Origin of the sequence: Bacillus cereus group sp. MYBK220-1, from assembly GCF_051916445.1 — a bacterium.
Classification (GTDB): Bacteria; Bacillota; Bacilli; order Bacillales; family Bacillaceae_G; genus Bacillus_A; species Bacillus_A cereus.
On record NZ_JBQAGQ010000005.1, the window covers coordinates 1 to 18,897 of the forward strand.

Here is an 18,897-nt window from a genome sequence, read left to right on the forward strand (position 1 = left end):
AACGTGGTGAAGTATCTGTTGGTTCTGATGAAACCGAATTATTTTGTTGTGAACGTGGTGAAGTATCTGTTGGTTCTGATGAAACCGAATTATTTTGTTGTGAACGTGGTGAAGTATCTGTTGGTTCTGATGAAACCGAATTATTTTGTTGTGAACGTGGTGGAGTATCTGTTGGTTCTGATGAAACTGAATTATTTTGTTGTGAGCGTGGTGGAGTATAAAAAGGGATAGGATCTATATTAAACAATTTAAACTTAGGTTGTTTAATATTTTTTTGATTTGAACAAAACTGAAACATCTAAACACCTCCTAAAAAGAGTTGTACTATATAGTAAACAGATTATGTAAAAGAGTGCTAATAAAAAAATAATAAACAAGCCAAAATTATTTTCTATATAAGTGATATTTTAGGCTAATTTATATCAATTAAGGTTTTGTAAAATGAAATTTTAAAAAATGCAATGGGTATTTACAACCCATTGCATTTTTGGGTTTTATTGATTATTCCCCTTGGTCATCACTAACTGATAAAATTGAACTAATTTTAACACTAATTTGGTTTGGATTTTCAAGGTCTCCCCCAGTAGCATTACTTTCTACTTCGACACCTTCGCCGTTACCACGACGAAGAGTAACAAAGTTTTCTCCAATTCGAGTGATAAGACCTTCTACATGAAACGATGGTAAAAATAATACGACTCTTGCACCTACTAATTGAAATGCGTGTAACAATTCACGGATTTCATCTTCATGACGTTCTGGCATTTATATCTTCCTCCTCAAATAAATTAAAAAAGTAGAAAGGGGTTAAAAAAATACCTCTTTGCTACTTCTCAAGATAGGGTATGTTGAAAATTACTAATCGTAATAGACAAAGTGGTAATTTATTTTTAATGATGCGGAATTTTACTAGGGTTCAAATATCTCTATAGTGAGAAGTTATTAAGAGGTTATTAGCCCTTAAAATAGTAGTTAATCTTGTGTTTAAGTGAGAGATTATAGACATTCTGCTAATTTTAAATGGTAAATAATCTTGTTTTGGATTCATTTTAGTCTGTTTAATATTTTTTGATTTAAACAAAACTGACATATCTAAATACTCTCTAAAAAGAGTTGTATTATAAAATAAACAGTTTGTGTGAAGGAGTGATAATAAAAAGAATAATAAAGGAATCAAAATTACTTTCCATATAAGTAATATTTCAGGGTAATTCATACCAATTAAGATTCTGTAAAATGAAATTAAAAAAATGCAATGGGTATTTATAATCCCATTGCATTTTTGGGTTTTATTGATTATTCCCCTTGGTCATCACTAACTGATAAAATTGAACTAATTTTAACACTAATTTGGTTTGGATTCTCAAGGTCTCCACCATTAGCATTACTTTCTACTTCGACACCTTCGCCGTTACCACGACGAAGAGTAACAAAGTTTTCTCCAATTCGAGTGATAAGACCTTCTACATGAAACGATGGTAAAAATAATACGACTCTTGCACCTACTAATTGAAATGCGTGTAACAATTCACGGATTTCATCTTCATGACGTTCTGGCATTTATATCTTCCTCCTCAAATAAATTAAAAAAGTAGAAAGGGGTTAAAAAAATACCTCTTTGCTACTTCTCAAGATAGGGTATGTTGAAAATTACTAATCGTAATAGACAAAGTGGTAATTTATTTTTAATGATGCGGAATTTTACTAGGGTTCAAATATCTCTATAGTGAGAAGTTATTAAGGGGTTATTAGCCCTTAAAATAGTATTTGATCCTGTGTTTAAGTGAGAGATTGTAGACATTCTGCTAATTTGAACTGATAAATAATCTTATTTTTATAGCCATAATAAACTTTGATGAATGGTATTTTTATATATATTCATAGAATGGAATTAGCGTATTGTATACTGCGAAGATTAAGAATGAATAGGGATGAAACTTTATTACATCCTGTTATGGTTGGTAAGTATGTAATTCTTGTCGAGTAATCAGTAAATGAAATTTGTTTTTGGGATAGAATCATGAGGGAGCACTCTTTTTTCTTTGAATGGGATTTGGATATGAGGATATTTTGCTAGTTTAATAGATAAATTTTATTAATTATTTGAGCAGATTGTACAAATAAAAAGATTTAACTCAGAAGTACAACAAACTGCAACTAATATTTGGATATTTAAACAAAAAAATCCACAATTAATTCTCACATATAAATTGTCAGGACAAAATAATTTTTTACTGTTAGTTGACCATACAAATAGGTAAACTGATTATTTTAGAAAATGTTTTCTTGTTAAGGATTACAGCAGAGTCTGCTAAATTTATTGTTCATCTTCTTGCTCCATCAGAAAAAAAGTTTGTAGACACAGACAGGTTAATGGTCTAATGAGCGATGATACCTCCTCATACATCGAGTTACTAATTGAAGAAGAGAATAAGGATCAGAAGGAATCATTGTATTAATCAAGAAGGAAACTTTTATAATAAAGAGGGCTCCAAAGCCTTTATTTTTTGTTATCGGATATTTTATTTGCTTTAATAAATTAATTATTACAATGGACATATTGAAAAAAGACACCTCAAAATGTCTTTTTGTTTTAAATACAAGCCGCGTTTTAAGAAGGTTTAATTGGCGTATGAATTAAGGAGATGTCTTACTTGTTCTATAAAATAATGATGGTGTATATTATTTTTTGATACTCGACTAGCCATAATAGCTCCTTCCATGGAAGAAGAAAGGAAAGAAGTAAGTGACATAACATCTATATCATCTTTAATTTCTTTTTTTCGATTCCGTCTTTAAGTACTAAGAAGGTTTAATGTTGTTTATGTATTTGTTGAAGCTTAATGGATTTCGTAATGATTATGATATAATAAAGTTCAAGTATACTAAGGGGGATTAATGAGATGATTTTTCAAAGCATGATAACAGCTATTATAGAAAAATTACAAGAGACGGTGAATCCCTATTGGATAATTGTGTTTGGATCAACGGCTGAGAACAGAGAACGAGAAGATAGTGATATTGATATAGCTTATTTAAGTGACACAACTTTAGGGAACTATGAACGTTTTTTATTAGCACAGGAGTTAGCTAACATTGTTCATAGAGATGTTGATTTAGTTGATTTATCCGAAGCTTCTACAGTTTTTCAGGCTCAGATTATACATACAGGAAAGACAATATTTTGTTCGGATGAAAAACGTAAGGTCATTTTTGAAATGAAAACCTTAAAAATGTATTCAAAGTTGAATGAAGAACGACAGATAGTATTTGATGATATAAAGAAAAGAGGTTCTATATATGAAGAATGAGGTTATTTTAAATAAAATTTCTACAATAGAGCGTTGTATAAAAAGAATCCAAGATGTATATGGAAATGACCCTGAAAATTTAGAGGACTTTACAAAACAAGATTCAATAATATTGAACATACAAAGAGCTTGTGAAGCGAGTATTGATTTAGCAATGCATATTGTTGCAGGGAAAAAATTAGGACTACCCCAATCTAGTCGAGAGGCCTTTGATTTATTGGTTACAGCAGGATTACTTAGCGCTGATTTAGCAAATAAATTAAAGGCGATGGTAGGATTTCGTAATATTGCTGTTCATGATTATCAAAGTGTAAATTTAGATATTGTTCGTCAAATTATTGAAAAACATTTAACTGATTTTAAACTATTTACAAAAGAAGTTATGGGGATATTAGAATTTTAGGTAAAAGAATAGAATAATTAAGTTAAGATAAATTAAAAAAGAGATCTAATAAATAGGTCTCTTTTTTAATTTCGAAAAACATTAAATAAAACCAGTCTCCATTCCTCACCGATAAACACATTAAAATAAATAGTAACGAATCTAGTGTGAAATTTTTAAGGCGATAAATATGAAATTAAAAATCATGTTTAGTAGTCTATTAATTATTATAGTTGTTCTGGTAGGCTACAACTTTGATGTCATCGATTTAAAAAATATAAGTAGAAGTGGAAAGAATGGAGCACCAGAGGCTTCATATCTTCCACCCTTTATATTTCCAAAAACAGCTGGACATATAAAGGGTGCGAGTGTTCAATATATAGCCCTATGATAACCGAGGAGCGGTTTCTTGCATAGGGGAGGAAGTTAAGGGAATTAAATGACGGTATGAAGTTTAAAATTGTGGTGGAGTAAAAGAATTATAGCTGTTATTAGAAGTAGATTGTACTTATTTTCTCGTATAAAATGAAAAATTTGCAATTATAAAGAAATGAAATGATTAAACAATATAAGCAGAAGATCCAATAATTACAGAAATATTGTACCGCCTAATATTAAATTCTATAAAGTGTTATTGTATTAAGGAGGGGAAATATAAAAACTTTAGCATTATTATTTATAGATGTGATGGCTATCATATCTTTAGTATTGTTATATAAGGGAGAGCTAAAAATTAGCTGTATTTTAATGCTTATAAAAATTGCATGTTTTTGTTTATACGTACATAAACGTTTGGAGTCCTTAAATATTGCTATGAATATAGTGAAACAATCAAGATAAAAGAAAAAAGTTTTTTAAAAGATATTGCTACTTGCTTTAGCTTTATTCCAGAAATTAAGAAAGGTGATGTTAATGAAAAAATATTGGCATAAGCTATCGTTGCTTCAAAAAAATGTATTACTAACGGTATTAGTAATTCTGACCCTTGTTGGAAGTATGGGAGCGTTAAGTTTTAATATGTTTCAAAGTAGTATGATGTCTATATTTGAGAGGCAGTCTTTTGAAACAGGTGATTCGGTATTAAATCAATTAGATCTAGAAATAGTAAAAGATGTAGCAAAAGACCCCACAGCTCAAAGAGTGAAGAAAGAAAAATTGACGGAGCAATTAGATAAATCTATAAAAGATATGAAAAGTGTTGGACAAACATATGTTACAGGAGCCAAGCTAAGTGAAAAAGCTGAATTACAAATAGTAGCTCTGGATACAGAATTAGCACATACTGTTTCTGTAAAACCAGGTGAATACTATGAGCAGCCCACTTATTGGATGAAAACATATGATAAAGTAATACAAACAAAACAGGCACAAATGACAGAAGTGTATGAAGATGAATTAGGGTTCTGGGTAACAATTTTAGAGCCAGTTACAGATGAAAATAAAAATATAATTGCAATTGTTGCAGCGGATTTGGAAGCTTCTATTATTCCTCTTACAAAGAAACAATTTATGATACAAGGTTTACTATTTATTATAATTTCATTAACAATCGCAATTACAATTCAAATATTTATCTCACGAAGCTCTCTATCGCCTTTAAAGGATTTACAAGAAGGGTTACGTAAAGTTGGCGAAGGGGATTTAAGTATTAAATTGAATGAAAGATCTGATGATATAGGAATAACTAATATCTATTTTAATAATACTATTAAAAAGTTTAATAGTATTATAGATAAAGTAAGGCAGACTGCTGAACAGGTGTCTACATCTTCACAGGAATTGTCGGTAAGTACAAAAGAGAATAGCATAGCCTTTAAAGAAATTGCAAGTGCTATTACAGGATTAAATGTAGGAGCACATTCTCATGAATATGTATTGCAAAAATGTTTAGGGATTGTTCAAGAAATGGAAAGTAAGATGAAAGAAATTAAAGGAGCTGCAAAACAAGTTGGCAATGCTTTGGAAAACATGGACCAGCATTCTGCAAAGGGAAAAGATTTGATTAAGCAAATCGTGAATCAAATGAAAAGAATCAAAGATACAGTTCAGGATGTATCTTCTAGTATTTATGCATTAGAAGCACAATCTAAGGAAATTCATGAAATTCTTACTGTAATTACAACCATTTCAAATCAAACACATTCATTAGCTTTAAATGCTTCTACTGAATCCTCATGTGCTGGAGAGATGGGGGAAGAATTTTCAGGTGTTGCGGACGAGGTACGTATATTAGCGAAAAGAACCGAGGCATCTGCAAGGGATATAGCTAAATTAATTGGTGAAACCCAGGCTGAAGCAGAGAGAGCTGTAAGATCCATACAGAAGAGTTCAAAGGAAGTTGAATCAGGAATAACACTTGTTCAAAGTAGTGGTGCTTTCTTTGAAAAGATTTCAGAATCTGCACAATCTGTTACAAATCAAATTAAAGCGAATTCGAATAATTCAAGTGACATTCTAAAAGATAATCAAACAATTGTTCAGTTTGTAAATGAATTATCACACATTGTAAATACATATGTGAATAGCAGTAGTAATGTGGAGAAAAGTATGAAAGAGCAAGAACTATATGTACAAGATATTGCAGAGTTAGCAAATTCTTTAAATTGGCTCTCGCAAGAGTTACAGGGGTTAATAGGGGAATTCAAAAGTAAGTAGGATAGGAGAAGGTGTAGGTATAGAGTATGATCTATACCTTTATTTATTCCCACATAAGAGATGAAAGCTTAGGTATATATGTAAAATGGCTAAACGAATAATTTTTTTGCATATTTTGTTGGAAATAGAGCATGATATTACCAAATTCAACGGAGGTGTTTAAAAAATGCAAATTCGCGAAAATAATAATTCAAACGAAATCTTAATAGCAGCGGCAGCAAGTGCAATTGAGCAAATGAAGTATGAAATTGCTCAGGAGTTTGGCGTTACACTTGGACCAGATTCAACATCACGAGCAAATGGTTCAGTAGGTGGAGAGATTACGAAACGTTTAGTTCGTATGGCGCAAGAGCAGTTATCTGGTCAATATAAAATTCACTAAAGTTAAAGGTATATCCCATTGAAGGGATATACCTTTTTAATTTGCTTTTAAAGAGGATCGTTACATTTTTTATTGTTGGTTAAGTTTAGAAACCGCAAATTTAGCTGTGAAATTCATTTTCTTCATGTAAGAAGAATTTACTCCTGCTTGAAATTGAACAGAAATATTACCGTCTTTTTGTGCTTTGAATACGCGACCATATGGTGAATTAGCATTGTATGTGCCAATTACTTGATTATCTGCATCAAAGACTGTATAAGAAATTGGGAACCCGGAATTTTGTACAAAGACTGTAAGTTCTTCCCCTTTACTAAGATTAAATGATTCTTTTTGAGAAACTTCATAGGAATTCATAGAGTAATATTTTGTAACTTCTTGAATTTCTAAATTCGTAGTTGCCGCACTCGCTTTTGGTGCCTCTGCTCCTGGTAAATTCATACCTGATAGTACTGCAATTCCTAGTGCCCCTGCTAAAATAGCTTTTTTCATAATGCTAGTTCCTCCTTTAATATATTTTGAGATTTGAAAAGGAAGTGAAAATACAACTCCTTGAAACCATTATAGTTACAATGAGAATGGTTTTCAATATGGTTTGATATGTAATTCTGCATACACAAGGTGGCGATATAAGATAATCTATCTGAGATTTAGAATATTCTTAGAAGAAGAGGGGGACAAATTTTTAAAACTATGAATAGGATTGTAACTGTTTTTTACATACGTTGTTTTTTAAGTGAATATTTCGTTGAGTTTATTTTTGTTCGTTTGCTTTAAATGAAATATTTTAATGTTGATAAAGTTTTATAAGTTGGGATTATTAAACAAAAATGAGATATTGTGTGTTATTCTAAAAGAGCAACATAGCACACCATCCTGATAATATTGTGTATATTTATCCTATGTATGTCGTTTGTATTAGAAATGAGAAGTCTCTTAAAAAGAGACTTCTTATTTTTGTATGGAGGGAGTATTACAGATGATTGATTATTATCAAATTTTTTAATTAGCATGACAGGTATTGCCTTATTTTTTATATACAACATGCAGGAAAACCAACGAAAAGAAACAATTTGAGATCAAAAAGAAAACGAAATAGAAAGGATATTTTAGGTTAGGAAAATTTGAATGGCCTTGTCATTAAAGATAGGACCTTTCAAAAAGGAAGGATAATTGACAACTGTACCTACTATGATTAGGAATTTAATTCTAATCATCTTATGTTGAGAATTAAAAAATTATTTTGTAGAAGGCGAGATGGGAGGGGAATTCTTATAGATTTTACAAGAAGGGAAGGTAGAAGTAGAATTTTTATTGAGAAAAGCTTGTTGGCTAGAATAACTTAAAAACCTTATAATCTAATTAAATAATATAATTAGATTATAAGGTTTTATTTTAAATATAATAATACTTACTGTGATTTTTTATCGAAGAATAAATTTAAATCTGTTTTGTCTGTGTCATCTGCTAAAGCATTTTGTATAATATCATTTAATAATTGCATTTTTTCTTTTTCAAAGAATGGGACACTAATATGATAAGGTGTTCCTGCTTTTTCAATTCTTAATATTGTTTGAATGCCGCTACCCGCCATTCCAATACCTAATAGTAGTAAAATTAATCCACCAATAAAACTGTCACTTAAAGTACCTAATCCAAATAAGAAAATTAGTATTCCTAAAATCATCGGTTTAAAAAAATACTTGGTAGATAACATTGCTCCAGAAATATTTTTTAGAGGAATGTTTTGTTGGTCTTTACCAGCTGGAATAAAACCAAATAATGTGTTTGATAAGTTGGTTTTTACAAACCTATTATCAACGTCTACTCTGCCTTTTATCCAAAAAAATAATAGGCTGGTTGAAAATTCAAGTCCTTTCATCTTTTCATCTCCTGTTATAAATTACTAATAATAAAATTGCAATATTGTTATATTAACATGAATGATAAAATATGTGTATAATTTTTTATGCTTTTAAATAAAATTATAATATACAGAATAACAATAGTGAATAAAGTCTTAAGGGCAATACGATTATAGGGGGACTATTAACTAGTACAGGTTTTGCTGAAGTAAAAACGAAACGAATTCTGTTTGATGAGGTGCCAATGGATTATTGGTCATTTATGTAATATATAATTTATCTAACGAGGGAAATATTATTGTAGGATACGGAAATGGTATATTTGGTTTGGGAGATAATGTTACCCGTGGACAAGTAGCTGCACTACTTTATCGAGCGCATTTGAAGGGGGATGTGAAAGATGATCAGATACTACATATTCAAGGGAAGTCGTCATTTGCTAATCCTTATCATGATATTAATGAAAACTCAACAATGTTTTTAAAAGAATTTTTGATTGTGACAGAGTTAGGGATTTTTAAAGGAGATCCAAAGGGGTGCGTTTACACGCGCGGAGGTGGAACAAATAATTAAAAATGCTTTTCCCTACAGTGTGAAAGCTCCGCATTAATTTAAAGATATACCTGCTAACTTTTGGGTAAAAGAAGCAATTAGTGTAGTTTACTCTAATTATATTTTTGCAGGAGTAGAGATAGGAGAATTTGCTCCATTTATGACAGCAACTCGTGAACAGTATGCTCAATTTTTATATAATGCTCTTTGAAATGATCTTTCATTGAATCATAAGGATCTATTTGAATAATGAGAAAGACTTTTTGTGAAAGGTAAATCAGTTAGTGAACTACTCGCCACTTAGCAAAGTTTGAAGGGGGAGCTTCTCAGTTCCACGACGAGAGTAACTTTTCGTCTCCCTGAGCGTTACTTTGGGGTGTTCCACCCCTAGATGTTCAACGCATGGATGCTCTTTTGGTACGGTTGATATTTTACGCAGGAACCGAATGGCTTGGTTTTCGCACTCTATTTTCTTCCTGCAACCTTCTATATCAAGTTATCAAAGAACTTCATATAGCAAGTTTATCAAAAGTCTTTGGCTATGCCAAACCGAAATTCATCTCCCACCTATCGTTGGGCTACGCCCTTCACACGCTTGAGGAAGGAGAATTCTTTCGGGGAATACGTTAAACAAAGGCTATGGGATTTTCTTACTGTAACCATTTCTTATTTATCGCTAGACAGCTTTATTAATAAGAGAAAAAGGTTGGTGGGATAAAGGGCATCATTCTAATTAGAATGATGCCCTTCTTATTTTAAATATAATCTAATGAAATACTTTTTCAATTGTGGGCATAACAGCTATTGGTGGTAGGGATTTAGTCCATGCAGCTGCATATACATTTAATTTCTCACCTAATGTATAGTTTTCACTATCTGAAACAGGGACCTTTAAAATCTTATTTTGAGAAACTAGATCCCACCAATCATGTTGATAAGCAAGAGCTTCATCTTTTGTAGACGTAGCAGCAACTACTAAATAATTGTTCTCTACTGAAATAACATATCCAGTAAAAGGTTCTTGTTCTTGGTTCTGAATAGAATGAACAGGAATATTGTTTGCGGAAATCTTGTTAGAATCTGCAAAGGCCGGTGTTAATCCGAATGTAAATCCACAACCTAGTGTTAAAGCTGTTACCGTTGTTACGAATGTTTGTTTTTTGTTAAACATGGTATATCCCCCTTATATTTTATTCTTACACTATCCACTTTCAATTTACATACATATAAAGCCTTTTAATATTAAGATGTTTAACAATTTTGTAACAATAATTCTAAAAATGTTAATATTATCTATTTATGGAATTGAATTTGTGTTATAATTCACTAGGTGAACTATTATTGTTCATTTCATCTCTTGATGAATATATGCCCTTCCTTAAGTGTAAAGATGTTCGATTTTATTGGTGAAGAGAGGATATATCCCTCTTCTTTTTTTATTAATATGGGACTTTAGGGAATGAACAGAAAAAGAACCCTATAGGGTTCTTTTTCTAGGCATATTAACAGTAAGGAGAGTAATGAAATGCTATTTTCAAATCTTTACAAGGAGAAAAATTTGAAAAAGCTTATCATGTTATTATTTTTACATACATGTACTATAAAGTTAATTGATAATATGTAGATTCACTATTATTAATATTCAATTAAAATAGTTAGCACTTTGTTAATAGTGTTAACTATTTTAATTGGTGTGGAATGTGATAGAAAGTATAGGTTTACCGCAAATTTATGCTTTCAGGATTTGAAGAGTATTCTTAATATGAATTTTAAAGAAAATACAAAATTTTACTAGACGTGAGAAAAAAGGAACTGAAAATATCCTTTAAAATAAGATATATTTGGGTCAAAAAATTAGAGGGCACCAATTCATTAAAGCAGTAAAAACGTTTTAATGAATTGGTGTCCTTTTTGTTTTAAAAAGAGAATATATTTTCTCAACAGGACAAATGGTAATTAGCTATAATTATTAATTATAAGGATAACAGGAAAATAGAAATTAATAATAAAGGAGAATGCGAAATGATAACATTAATATCTGAAAGAAATCTAGCTGAAATCCAAGAAGACGATGTAGATGTATTAAAAGTAATGGCACATCCTGTTCGATTACAAATTGTAAATGAATTAATGCAACATAAAGTCTGCAATGTTACACAGTTAACGGAGATATTGAGACTACCACAGTCCACTGTTTCACAACATTTATCAAAATTGAGGGGAACCGTACTCCGCTCAGAAAGAAGAGGGATAGAGATGCATTATTTTATAGATAATGCTAAGGCACGTCAGATTGTTGAAATTTTAGGTTTGTAGGTTAATAATACATAAAAGGTTTTCTGTTACAAGGCAGGATGCCTTTTTATATGTATCTAATGATATTATCATATCATTAGATACTAACTAACCTAACAATAATTTAATTTATTAGCTTGTTTCATCTTGCCACACAAAATTTAACATAATGTATCAGTAAAAAATTAAAATAAGGGGTTTAAACGGAAAATGATATTAAATATTAGATATAACAATGGATTTCTTTAAGGAGGGTTTTGTTAAAAGCCCTAATTCCTCTGCAGAGATTAAACGTGTAGTAGCTGAAGGGGATACAGTTGCTCTTCATGTACATTTCCGAGCTAATTCTCAAGATAAGGGAGTTGCTATAGGGGATTTATTTCGTATAAAGGATGGTAAGATTGTCGAGCATTGGTATGCAATACAAGAGATTCCAAGTGAGACAACTAATAATAATAATAATAATAATATGTTTTAGGCAGAAGATATATTTTAGGTTTGTTTAATTGTTAGAGCTGTATAGGGTCTAAAGATTTAGATAAGTTATGTATAAGATGAGTAAAGTGGAGGGATGTCCTAGATATGGTATTAGGACATTTCTATATGTTTAAGGGTAGGGTATTCTCTTTTTTCTCGTGAACATTTAAATTAATAATTTAAATGTCTTATTTCCTTTAACAAGATTTATAAAATTTCATTCTTGAATGTAATATTAAATTATCTTCTGATTTTTGGTAACTTCGGATTTCCGAAATTAGGAATAAGTGGTTCGGCAATAGCAACTATAATTGCTTTAAGTATAAATTTAATTATTTATATGTATTTGTGTAGAAAACATTTAAAAATTACCTTTCAAAACATTAAAATATATATTAATAATTTAAAGTTCTTATGTAAAAAGAGCACCTCTCTAGTTGGTCAAGAGATTTTAGAAGGCGGTATTTTCATTATAGGTGTAAATGCTATGATTGCTCGAACAGGAGATATACAATTATCAGGATACTTATTAGTTTCTCAAATTTTAAGTATTATTTTAATTCCAATGTATATGTATTCTTCTGCTATTCTAACTTTAGTTAGTGAAAGGTACGGCTCTAAACAGTTAATAGATTTAAAGGAACTACCTAAGGTGACTTTAGGACTTATTATGGTATTTTACATGTTTTTAAGTATTATTTTTGTATTTTTAAAATATGAGGTTGTAGCTTTTATTACAAATGATACGAATTTAATTAATTATGCTGCAAGTATACTTACCTTTATTATAATAGCTAATGTCTTTAATCCGTTACATAATGTTTATAAATATGCTTTACAAGCTATAGGGCAAAGTAATTATGTTTTAATAAAAACAGCTATAATAAATTTAATTACTTTTGTAATGATGATTATTACCATTTATGTCTTCAACTTGAATATATTTGGTGTATTTATTAGCTTATTTTTTAATTATGTAATGTTATCAATTATATTTTCTAGAAAATATAAAGGGATTCTTAATGGTATTGAGAGTAATAAGAAAAAAATTCTTGCTTAAATTTAACAATGCCTTTTTCGTGTAGTAATTCTTAAAGAAACATCCTTAAATGAAATAAAAAAAGGCGGTGTATACTGCCTTTTTTTTACTCAATATGTTCTTTAATCCATGTTGTCTCTAATTAATAGCTTCCCATTTCTTCTCAGTATTTCTTTTCCAAAACCAAGTTTTATAAAAAACGACTCGAAAATTTCATCATTATTCACCCACTTTTTTATTCATCCCTTCTCAATTTCTATAGTTAAAACTGACGATTTAAAGCTTGGATCAATAAAAATATTTAATTAAAATGCTGGAGAGTAGGTGACATGGAAACAATTAGTAAAAGGTAAAATTAGTGCTAGAACCTTTAATAGACGATAATATTGAATCTGTACCTTTTGTACGCAAATCATCTGGTGATAAAGCAATTAAAAAAAAATGATTACGATTAAAGTAGTTGTAAACATAATTAATCTTGATGCCAATTATCTTCGCAAATTAATGAGAGAGGATAGAATCTTATCTAAACTTATGCAAGATAAGATGTGGTAGTATATGGAATAGGATAAAGCCAGTTAGGAGGGGATTTTATATTGAGTAAGAAAAAGTAACCAAGAATGATTGTTTAAGAGGAGAAAGTGGACTGTATATATCCCGCATACAAGTTCACCAATGGGAACGCAATCAGTAAATGTACCTATATAAGAGGTTCCAACCCTTGAGGCAAAACGTGTTGAGGGTAAAACACTTTTATTTGAAAGAAGAGTAATTCACCTATAAAGCATACAAGAAAAATCTAAATTCTCTGAAAGTAACCAAGATAAAATCCCTGCTATAAAAAAGAAGGGGAGAAAGCCCCCCTACTTTAAAATTTATTAAAAAATAACTTAATTCATTGATGAAATATTATTGAATTGGTGCACAACTCCAAATGTATTTTCCAACTACTTTTATTTCTGGACAATTTTCTATATCTGTACAATCAAACATTAATGGATGTATACTAGGATTAAAAGAATCTGGCTCTAGGATAATTCTATTATTAGTTTTGTAAATTCTTTTTAAAGTGGCGTCATATCCGTTGATGAGTACAGCGGCTATGTCGCCATTATTTATATTTGTTGTCCTCTCAAGTACAGCTATATGTCCATCATGTACAATTCTATTCATACTGTCTCCGTTTATACGAAGTGCTAATAGTTTTTCAAATCCATATTTATCTAAAATGATATCAGGTACCTGTATATCCCCAATTACATTTTCTATAGCTTCAATTGGTTTACCAGCTGCGATTGTACCATAAATGGGAATATTTCGTTTGGTAATTGCTTGATCTTCAGGACAATAGGATTCATTTTCATCAATAAAGTAAGTTGCAGAGACATTTAATATCTTAGCGATTTGAGATATTTTTGACATTTTAGGGCTTCTTTCACCATTTCTCCACCGCAAAACAGTAGTTCTACTAACAGATAATAATTCAGCTAATTGCTCGTCTGTCATATTATTTTTCTTCATCAATTGAGATAATTTTAAACCAAATGATTTCATGACTTTTTGTCACCTCCGTCTTGATTGATTATATAATCGGTGTGACAAAAATGCAACTTTCTTCGTGAATTGGTAAAAAAATTCTTGACTGTTTTGTCACGTAGTACTATATTTGAATTTGAAAAGAGGTGACAAAAATGCACAAGATGATATTTTTAGAAAGAAAATTAAAGAGAAAAACTATTGAAGAAGTTGCTGATTTTCTTAATGTTTCTCCACGTACATATTGGGCAAAAGAACATAATAAAAGTGAATTCACTCTGAAAGAGGCACATATGCTATCGTGCTATTTAGAGAAATCTATAGAAGAATTATTCCCGGATCTTTTTTTAAATAATTTGTGACAAAAATGCACGTATTTATATATGGATTATAGGATGTTTATTGGGGTATTTTAAACCAAATATCTAATAATTCTACTATTAAAGGTACTTCATATATAGTTTTTTTACTTAGAAAATAAGGAAAGAGATTCAAAAAATGAAACGCTAAAGTGTATTTGGTATATAAAAATTGAGATGAAATATAAAATGCTAGATATTCAAGTGGATGAAAGAGCAATCAGAAGATTATATTTAGAAAAATTAGAAGAAACGCTTAAAGAAGTGGATGCAGGATTTGTATTTTGGGATACAAGTGAATTAAAAAAAGAACGTGCATGTCGTGAACTACTATTCAAAAAGAATTCTTTTTTGATCAGCGTGTTCAAAAATTTAAAGTGGGCGGGACATGGTATTTTCCGGCTAAAGAAACGAAAGCATTTTTATTGAATTGGTTAACAGAGAATGAGGTGTAAGAAAAGAAAGACTATCGTCTTAAAAAACAAATCTTATAGGAAAGTATATTGTAGGGGGAAGGATTAATCATGATTTTTAAAGTGACAAAAAAACAAGGATATGTCAGCAAGAGTACTAAAGAAAATGAAGAATTTAGTAATACTATTCGTTTTGAATCGGAAAAGCTTTCGTATAAACAGTTAAAAATGATTTATGCCAAAATGCATATAATAGCATTGAAATATGATGGAGTAATATCAAAAGAGGAAATCAAAAATAAATTAAAAGTAAAACTTAAAATTCAATCACTGAGTGATCTTACAAGGAAGCAAGCTAATCAAGCTATAAAAGTATTAATAGGTTGGGAAATTTAAAGGTTTTGGAGCATAAAACCTTTAATATTTAAGAAATTTAATATATTGATTTTAAGAAAAAATCTGGAGGAAGATAAAATGAGTAGTTTGCTAATACAGGATGAGCCATTATTAGTATTACCTCGATTAGCAAGTAAGATTGGATTGAACGAGGCAATTTTTCTTCAACAAATACATTATTGGCTCAAGCGCTCGAAACATTATTATGATGATCGTTATTGGGTCTATAATAGCATTACAAATTGGCATAAACAATTCCCGTTTTGGAATGAAAGAACGTTGAAACGTATTGTTAAAAATCTAGAAGAGTTTAATTTATTGATAAGTGGTAACTATAACAAATTAAAGTTTGATAAAACAAAATGGTATTCAATAAATTATGACAGATTAGTTGAATTAGAAATAGATAACGATTGTGACAAATTGTCTCAACGAAAAGAACATATTGTCATGATGGAAAATGATAATATGTCTCAACCAATACCAGAGACTACACAAAAGATTAACTCAGAGAATACCACTCAAAAAGATATAGTAGAGATAATTAATTATCTCAACAGTGTATGTAATACAAGTTATCGTATTTCAACTAAAAAGACACAAATGTTAATTAAATCTAGACTACAAGAGGGATTTAATATAAATGAATTTAAAGAAGTTATTGAGACGAAGGCGAAAGAATGGCTTTATACAGAACAGGCAAAATATTTAAGACCAGAAACCTTATTTGGAACTAAATTTGAGGGATATTTGCAGCAGAGAAAGATGGTGAAATCAAATGGCTTTAACAAAGGTAACAGATATAGTACAAAGTCTTTCGAAGAAAATGAACTTCCTTTCTGAAACATGTGTGATATGTAATCAGGAGAGGAAGCGAATTGTAAGATTGATGGAGATTCAGGGTGAAACGATTTGTCCAGTATGTCGTTTAGAAGAAGAAAATAGAAGGTTAGAAAAAGAAATGAATGTTTTTCGTTATGAGAAAGAGGAAAGAAAACGTAAAAGTATATTTTACGATCAGAGTCTTATTAAAGATGAAACTATTAAATTAGCTAGATTTTCGACATTTATATCAGAATGTGAAGAGGATGAAAAGAATTTAATTTTAGCTAAAAAGGCTCTTACAGACTATTTAAATGATATTCGATTTAATTTGATCCTTGTGGGGAAAGTTGGAGCCGGAAAAAGTCATATTGCATACTCTATAGCGCATGAAATGAATGAACAAAGTTCGGATAAAGTTATGTATGTTACAAGTTCAGAACTCTTTGATTACATACGTTCGACATTTAATACGCAATCTTGTGAAACAGAGCATAGCATAACAAATATGCTAATTTCTATGGATTTATTAGTCATTGATGATCTAGGAGCAGAGCTAGGGGATATGGATATTAATGATTTAAAAGCCACAGCATTTGTAAATCGTGTGTTATTTAAACTATTTGATGGACGACAAGGGAAAAAAACAATTATTACAACGAATTTAACAGGTGAGGCAATTATAAAAGCGTACGATGAAAGAGTTACATCTCGTATGTTTAATACATATCGACACATAGAATTTAAAAAAACAAGAGATAAGCGTAAGAGAAAATTACCTTTTTAAGAAAAGAATATATATGCAGATAAAAACATGTTGTTCAAGAAATTTGTACTGTACGAATTGGTTCGGAAGTTAAGAAAGAATATGAGGAACGGAAAGAGTATTTGATTAGAAATTCCATGTACTTACATTGAAAGCAGTTTTTAAGTTTATTCTATATGTTTTAAATAATTAAATGGAGGCATCTTGAAAATGAGAACATATAAAGGATTTGAAGCAATTAAACGAATGCAAACAAATTGGATTACAACAGTACAAGAGACACCGATGTGTTGGAAAATAGAAGGTGAAAGAGTGATTGCTGATTATTTAGGTAAAAAAGAAAGCTATCAACAAATTAATTTCTTTTTTGAGAATGAATTTATAGATTGTAGAGAAACAATTCGAAAAGGAGAACTATTGTATATTGAAAATGAAAAAAGTGAAAAATTCATCGCTGAATATTGTAAAGAAAATGAAAAAGAAATAAAGCATGGTAGTTGGTTCTGGATTAATGGAGAGGAGTTCTCTAATGATTATGGTCATTTTGAAAAGAGTACGAAATTAAAAATTAGGAAAGCTGAAAAAAGTGAAAAATTATTATTTGAACGGGCAAAATTATTCGCTATTAAAGGGCGTAAAATAAATGAGTTTAGACTTGGTGATGTAGTTGAAAGAGATAATAAATTGTATAAAGTGGCTATTGTAAAAAGTAGAAGTGAATCTCAAATTGTAGTAGGATGTGTTCCGATTAATGGGGGCGCAATTTGTTATTATAATTCAAAAGATATTGAGATTCAATTTTTCGTTGAAGATATGGTGGTGTAGCAAGGTGAAGTTATTTTTAATTAATCAACTTATTGAAAATGGAATTTACAAATATAAGGATAAGCAATTGTACGAATTAAATAGTGATGAGTTAATAAAATTAATCAAAAATCATAAGGATAAGAAAATAAATGTTAGCAATACAATGTATGAAATAATACATGAAGGATATAAGCCTTAATAGAAAATCATTGTAATGATTTTGATATGTGAAATTCAAATTATGATTAAGGATAAATGATAAGAAAGGGGCTTAACATGTTAAATATAGAATTACCAGTATTAAATAAAGAAGCTACTAAAGAAAATGTACTGAAAGCTATAAAGAAATACAGATTATTTATGAAGTGTAATTATCTTAATGAAACGGTACTCTCGAAAGAAAATATATTAAAAGAAAATGCGAAAGAAGAGCGGGTCAATTATATTATTGCGATGAACAAAGGGTTAGAAAAGTTAGATATTGAAAGTGATAGAATAATTATTCAAAAATATTTGTTAAAGAATCGAGTTAATAGATATGAGGTTATGAAAGAGTTGAATTTATCCGAGGGAGATTATTATAGAAAAAGAAATACTGCTTTTTACAACTATGCATATGCATTAGGGATTGAGGTTGAGGAGTGTTAAGATTACTAATCATAAATAAGTTTTTAATATGGATTATAACCACCTGTGTAAACAAACAGGTGGTTATTTTTATGTAAAAAAATGATGAAAAAGAGATAAAAATGAATCGTTATATACATATATCATATAAGTACAAAGTAGCAATGATAAATAGTATTAAGCAAGATTTTTTTATAATTTTAGTTTTTTGGTGAG

Annotated in this window: 24 protein-coding genes and 3 pseudogenes; 20 read left to right on the forward strand and 7 right to left on the reverse strand. The window is 29.9% G+C overall.

Going from position 1 to position 18,897, the window contains the following annotated elements; all coding sequences use genetic code 11:
- On the forward strand, positions 1 to 221 hold a 221-nt coding region (locus tag ACTFRU_RS20585; RefSeq protein WP_440037790.1), incomplete at its 5' end, for a hypothetical protein.
- Positions 222 to 501: 280 nt separating this feature from the next.
- On the opposite strand, the gene ACTFRU_RS20590 is transcribed toward ACTFRU_RS20585, so the two are convergent.
- Both ACTFRU_RS20590 and ACTFRU_RS20595 read right to left on the reverse strand, forming a co-directional pair.
- A complete protein-coding gene (locus ACTFRU_RS20590) occupies positions 502 to 765 on the reverse strand; it encodes a hypothetical protein (protein WP_065705211.1) in 264 nt (87 codons plus the stop codon).
- A 531-nt stretch (positions 766 to 1,296) separates the two neighbouring features.
- Entirely contained in the window at positions 1,297 to 1,560 is a 264-nt protein-coding gene (locus ACTFRU_RS20595) for a hypothetical protein (protein WP_001115161.1), read from the reverse strand.
- 460 nt (positions 1,561 to 2,020) lie between these two features.
- Here ACTFRU_RS20595 and ACTFRU_RS20600 point away from each other — a divergent pair.
- Positions 2,021 to 2,370 (forward strand): annotated as a pseudogene (locus ACTFRU_RS20600) (DUF2935 domain-containing protein); the annotation flags it as partial.
- A gap of 251 nt (positions 2,371 to 2,621) precedes the next feature.
- Here ACTFRU_RS20600 and ACTFRU_RS20605 read toward each other — a convergent pair.
- Positions 2,622 to 2,803: pseudogene (locus tag ACTFRU_RS20605) on the reverse strand (TetR family transcriptional regulator C-terminal domain-containing protein); the annotation flags it as partial.
- Positions 2,804 to 2,903: 100 nt separating this feature from the next.
- Between ACTFRU_RS20605 and mntA the strand changes: the two are divergent.
- The 5 genes from mntA (at position 2,904) to ACTFRU_RS20630 (ending at position 6,730) form a co-directional block, all read left to right on the forward strand.
- On the forward strand, positions 2,904 to 3,311 hold the full coding sequence (mntA, locus tag ACTFRU_RS20610; protein WP_000577223.1) for a type VII toxin-antitoxin system MntA family adenylyltransferase antitoxin: 408 nt from the start codon (positions 2,904 to 2,906) through the stop codon (positions 3,309 to 3,311).
- Positions 3,301 to 3,714 carry a type VII toxin-antitoxin system HepT family RNase toxin gene (gene hepT / locus ACTFRU_RS20615; protein ID WP_000787540.1) on the forward strand — a complete coding sequence of 138 codons (414 nt, stop codon included), beginning with the start codon at positions 3,301 to 3,303 and terminating at the stop codon, positions 3,712 to 3,714. The genes mntA and hepT overlap by 11 nt, the downstream gene beginning before the upstream one ends.
- 169 nt (positions 3,715 to 3,883) lie before the next feature.
- Complete coding sequence (locus ACTFRU_RS20620; protein WP_440037791.1) at positions 3,884 to 4,084, forward strand: hypothetical protein; 201 nt, start codon at positions 3,884 to 3,886, stop codon at positions 4,082 to 4,084.
- 521 nt (positions 4,085 to 4,605) lie between these two features.
- Positions 4,606 to 6,348, forward strand: coding sequence for a methyl-accepting chemotaxis protein (locus tag ACTFRU_RS20625; protein WP_440037792.1), 1,743 nt, complete (start codon positions 4,606 to 4,608; stop codon positions 6,346 to 6,348).
- A 166-nt stretch (positions 6,349 to 6,514) separates the two neighbouring features.
- Positions 6,515 to 6,730: an alpha/beta-type small acid-soluble spore protein gene (locus ACTFRU_RS20630; protein ID WP_001167049.1), complete on the forward strand. Its 216-nt coding sequence runs from the start codon at positions 6,515 to 6,517 to the stop codon at positions 6,728 to 6,730.
- Positions 6,731 to 6,799: 69 nt separating this feature from the next.
- Here ACTFRU_RS20630 and ACTFRU_RS20635 read toward each other — a convergent pair whose 3' ends face one another.
- Complete coding sequence (locus tag ACTFRU_RS20635; protein ID WP_029443236.1) at positions 6,800 to 7,219, reverse strand: hypothetical protein; 420 nt, start codon at positions 7,217 to 7,219, stop codon at positions 6,800 to 6,802.
- Between the two features lie 919 nt (positions 7,220 to 8,138).
- Positions 8,139 to 8,609, reverse strand: a complete 471-nt coding sequence (locus ACTFRU_RS20640; protein WP_069604170.1) for a hypothetical protein — start codon at positions 8,607 to 8,609, stop codon at positions 8,139 to 8,141.
- A gap of 235 nt (positions 8,610 to 8,844) precedes the next feature.
- On the opposite strand from ACTFRU_RS20640, the gene ACTFRU_RS20645 reads away from it, so the two are divergent.
- Both ACTFRU_RS20645 and ACTFRU_RS20650 read left to right on the forward strand, forming a co-directional pair.
- On the forward strand, positions 8,845 to 9,165 hold the full coding sequence (locus ACTFRU_RS20645; protein WP_239660596.1) for an S-layer homology domain-containing protein: 321 nt from the start codon (positions 8,845 to 8,847) through the stop codon (positions 9,163 to 9,165).
- Positions 9,166 to 9,211: 46 nt separating this feature from the next.
- Positions 9,212 to 9,355, forward strand: a complete 144-nt coding sequence (locus tag ACTFRU_RS20650) for an S-layer homology domain-containing protein (protein WP_078386447.1) — start codon at positions 9,212 to 9,214, stop codon at positions 9,353 to 9,355.
- Between the two features lie 555 nt (positions 9,356 to 9,910).
- On the opposite strand, the gene ACTFRU_RS20655 is transcribed toward ACTFRU_RS20650, so the two are convergent.
- Positions 9,911 to 10,315, reverse strand: a complete 405-nt coding sequence (locus tag ACTFRU_RS20655; RefSeq protein ID WP_078386445.1) for a DUF3221 domain-containing protein — start codon at positions 10,313 to 10,315, stop codon at positions 9,911 to 9,913.
- An 851-nt stretch (positions 10,316 to 11,166) separates the two neighbouring features.
- Here ACTFRU_RS20655 and ACTFRU_RS20660 point away from each other — a divergent pair.
- From ACTFRU_RS20660 to ACTFRU_RS20670, 3 genes and pseudogenes are all read left to right on the forward strand, one after another.
- The gene (locus ACTFRU_RS20660; RefSeq protein ID WP_017657775.1) at positions 11,167 to 11,460 is read left to right on the forward strand and encodes an ArsR/SmtB family transcription factor; all 294 of its coding nucleotides are present in this window, start codon (positions 11,167 to 11,169) and stop codon (positions 11,458 to 11,460) included.
- Between the two features lie 214 nt (positions 11,461 to 11,674).
- Positions 11,675 to 11,917, forward strand: a pseudogene (locus tag ACTFRU_RS20665) (nuclear transport factor 2 family protein); the annotation flags it as partial.
- Between the two features lie 222 nt (positions 11,918 to 12,139).
- Positions 12,140 to 12,976: an MATE family efflux transporter gene (locus tag ACTFRU_RS20670; protein ID WP_227754020.1), complete on the forward strand. Its 837-nt coding sequence runs from the start codon at positions 12,140 to 12,142 to the stop codon at positions 12,974 to 12,976.
- An 888-nt stretch (positions 12,977 to 13,864) separates the two neighbouring features.
- Here the strand turns inward: ACTFRU_RS20670 and ACTFRU_RS20675 are convergent.
- Positions 13,865 to 14,509, reverse strand: coding sequence for a LexA family protein (locus ACTFRU_RS20675; protein WP_017657778.1), 645 nt, complete (start codon positions 14,507 to 14,509; stop codon positions 13,865 to 13,867).
- A gap of 137 nt (positions 14,510 to 14,646) precedes the next feature.
- Between ACTFRU_RS20675 and ACTFRU_RS20680 the strand changes: the two genes are divergently transcribed.
- The 8 genes from ACTFRU_RS20680 (at position 14,647) to ACTFRU_RS20715 (ending at position 18,702) form a co-directional block, all read left to right on the forward strand.
- On the forward strand, positions 14,647 to 14,853 hold the full coding sequence (locus ACTFRU_RS20680) for a helix-turn-helix transcriptional regulator (RefSeq protein ID WP_000549412.1): 207 nt from the start codon (positions 14,647 to 14,649) through the stop codon (positions 14,851 to 14,853).
- 186 nt (positions 14,854 to 15,039) lie between these two features.
- Positions 15,040 to 15,279 carry a group-specific protein gene (locus ACTFRU_RS20685; protein WP_440037793.1) on the forward strand — a complete coding sequence of 80 codons (240 nt, stop codon included), beginning with the start codon at positions 15,040 to 15,042 and terminating at the stop codon, positions 15,277 to 15,279.
- 95 nt (positions 15,280 to 15,374) lie between these two features.
- Complete coding sequence (locus ACTFRU_RS20690) at positions 15,375 to 15,659, forward strand: hypothetical protein (protein WP_017657780.1); 285 nt, start codon at positions 15,375 to 15,377, stop codon at positions 15,657 to 15,659.
- Between the two features lie 78 nt (positions 15,660 to 15,737).
- Positions 15,738 to 16,502 (forward strand): conserved phage C-terminal domain-containing protein, encoded by a 765-nt coding sequence (locus ACTFRU_RS20695; protein WP_017657781.1) that lies wholly within the window; start codon positions 15,738 to 15,740, stop codon positions 16,500 to 16,502.
- On the forward strand, positions 16,438 to 17,268 hold the full coding sequence (locus ACTFRU_RS20700; protein ID WP_048538558.1) for an ATP-binding protein: 831 nt from the start codon (positions 16,438 to 16,440) through the stop codon (positions 17,266 to 17,268). The genes ACTFRU_RS20695 and ACTFRU_RS20700 overlap by 65 nt, the downstream gene beginning before the upstream one ends.
- A gap of 189 nt (positions 17,269 to 17,457) precedes the next feature.
- Positions 17,458 to 18,072, forward strand: a complete 615-nt coding sequence (locus ACTFRU_RS20705; protein ID WP_069603976.1) for a hypothetical protein — start codon at positions 17,458 to 17,460, stop codon at positions 18,070 to 18,072.
- Positions 18,073 to 18,076: 4 nt separating this feature from the next.
- Positions 18,077 to 18,253 (forward strand): Fur-regulated basic protein FbpA, encoded by a 177-nt coding sequence (locus tag ACTFRU_RS20710; RefSeq protein WP_000765291.1) that lies wholly within the window; start codon positions 18,077 to 18,079, stop codon positions 18,251 to 18,253.
- 77 nt (positions 18,254 to 18,330) lie between these two features.
- Positions 18,331 to 18,702 (forward strand): hypothetical protein, encoded by a 372-nt coding sequence (locus ACTFRU_RS20715; protein ID WP_000931950.1) that lies wholly within the window; start codon positions 18,331 to 18,333, stop codon positions 18,700 to 18,702.
- Positions 18,703 to 18,897: the final 195 nt, after the last annotated feature.